Genomic DNA, 1,704 nt, shown 5'->3' with positions numbered 1-1,704 from the left:
AGCGCATAACAATTCCTCCCTGATGACAATTGAATCGTACCCCTCGTGGACGAGCGGAGTGAGTCCATTTCTAAGCGACCACGCCTGGCCGATCTCTGCCGATTTTCCAGCAGCAGAAGTGGAGAAGGCAAAAACTTTCCTCAGCCCGGTAGGAGCCACGCCGTGCATGTCCATTGTTTGGGATTGGTTTGCGCCTCGTCGCCAAGCCTCACGCATCTTCCGGCGCCACGCCCTGTGGTCGCTTGTAGGCCATACCGACAGAGCGCGGGGCGGTATGGACGAAGCCGAACTGCGCGTACAGGTCTTGCGCCTGGCCATCGGCGATCAGGCTGACATAACCGCTTTCGGGTACCTCGGCTTCGATGTATTGCAGTATCTCCCCCATGATGCGTTTACCCAGGCCCTTGCCCTGGTGTTCCTTGAGGACGGCGATGTCCACCACCTGAAAGAAGCAGCCACCGTCGCCGATGATGCGGCCCATGCCCACCGGCTGCGCGTCATGCAGGATCTGTACGGCGAAGAGTGTATTGGGCAGTCCCTTCAGCGCGGCCTCGATGGTTTTCGGGCTGAGCCCCGAGGCAAGGCGCAGCGCCCGGTAGGTCTCGACGGAGGGCGTTTCCAGCACGCAGGAGTAGGTCGTCATATGCTTCGCTCGATAGGTGCAAACGGACGGCCAGGCGCTATGCCTGGAGGCGGACATCGGCTGCTGGGATAACGGTGGCGCGCTTGCCGAAGCTGGTCATGTTGGCCAGCGTGACGTTGTGGTGGGCGGTGATCTGCGCAGCCGTCAGGACGCCGTTGTCCACCGTCGAGTGGGCGTCCTCGACCAGGGTCACCTCGTAGCCCAGCGCCAGGGCGCGGCGGGTCGTGGTATCGACGCAGAAGTCGCTCTGCAGACCACAGATTACCAGGTGGGAGATATCCCGTGCCTGCAGCAGCTGGGTGAGGTCGGTGCGATGGAAGGCGTCCGGCGTGGTCTTGCGAACCCGCAGATCGCTCGGTGAGGTCGTCAGTCCGTCGGCGAGCTGCCAGGGGGCGGTGTCGAAACGCAGGGGGCCGTCATTTTCTTCGTGCTGGATCAGCACAACCGGTGCGTGAGCGGCCCGTGCCTGCGCCGAGAGTGTGTTGATTCTTTCGATCACCCGGTCGCTGTCGAACGCAGCGTATTCTCCGGTACACAGTGCATGTTGAACATCGATGATCAGCAGTGCAGTCGACATGGCTTCCCTCCACGAAGTTGATGCATGGAACAGGGCAAGCCCGGCAAGGGGGCAGGGGCCTGGTTCGATGCATGGAGGGCAGATGGTAGCGCCTGCTCGGCCACTCGACCATCGCTTTGCAACTCAGGGCAGGGTGGCCGTGCAGTGCGCAATCCGATCAGGCGGAGCTCGGTTCGTTCGTGGCACTTTGCCTGGTTGGGCAGCTTCAAATGTTAGTCGTTATCATTTATATTCGCGCACTTTCCAACATCCAGCGCGCACGAACCCTTGCCTCACGCTCCGGCCAAACCGTCCCTGATTTCGACCCTAGCCCGGCATTATGACGAGCTGGTCGACTCTGTCCGCCGCCGTTTCGGCGACCGTCAGGCCGCGCATGAGGTGGTGCACGATGTCTGCGTGCAACTGCTGGAGTCGCCCGAGAAAGAGGCGGTACGCGTACCCTTGGCGCTGCTGCGCAAGATCACCCATGATCGCGCCATCAGCC

Annotated in this window: 4 protein-coding genes; 1 reads left to right on the top strand and 3 read right to left on the bottom strand. The window is 61.8% G+C overall.

Features of this window, described 5'->3' with window-relative positions; genetic code table 11:
- The 3 genes from J0A65_RS22990 to J0A65_RS22980 form a co-directional block, all read right to left on the bottom strand.
- Positions 1-216 (bottom strand): hypothetical protein (locus J0A65_RS22990; RefSeq protein WP_206596626.1); only part of this gene is annotated, 216 nt, incomplete at its 3' end.
- On the bottom strand, positions 209-643 hold the full coding sequence (locus J0A65_RS22985) for a GNAT family N-acetyltransferase (protein ID WP_037048234.1): 435 nt from the start codon (positions 641-643) through the stop codon (positions 209-211). The genes J0A65_RS22990 and J0A65_RS22985, both read right to left, overlap by 8 nt.
- A 37-nt stretch (positions 644-680) precedes the next feature.
- Positions 681-1,220 carry a cysteine hydrolase family protein gene (locus tag J0A65_RS22980; protein ID WP_206596625.1) on the bottom strand — a complete coding sequence of 180 codons (540 nt, stop codon included), beginning with the start codon at positions 1,218-1,220 and terminating at the stop codon, positions 681-683.
- A 267-nt stretch (positions 1,221-1,487) separates the two neighbouring features.
- Here J0A65_RS22980 and J0A65_RS22975 point away from each other — a divergent pair.
- Positions 1,488-1,704, top strand: a 217-nt coding sequence (locus tag J0A65_RS22975) for a sigma factor (RefSeq protein ID WP_206596624.1), incomplete at its 3' end; no start/stop codon positions are given.

The organism is Bowmanella yangjiangensis (assembly GCF_017255015.1).
GTDB lineage: Bacteria > Pseudomonadota > Gammaproteobacteria > Enterobacterales > Alteromonadaceae > Bowmanella > Bowmanella yangjiangensis.
This window is presented reverse-complemented; position numbering and strand designations above follow the sequence as displayed.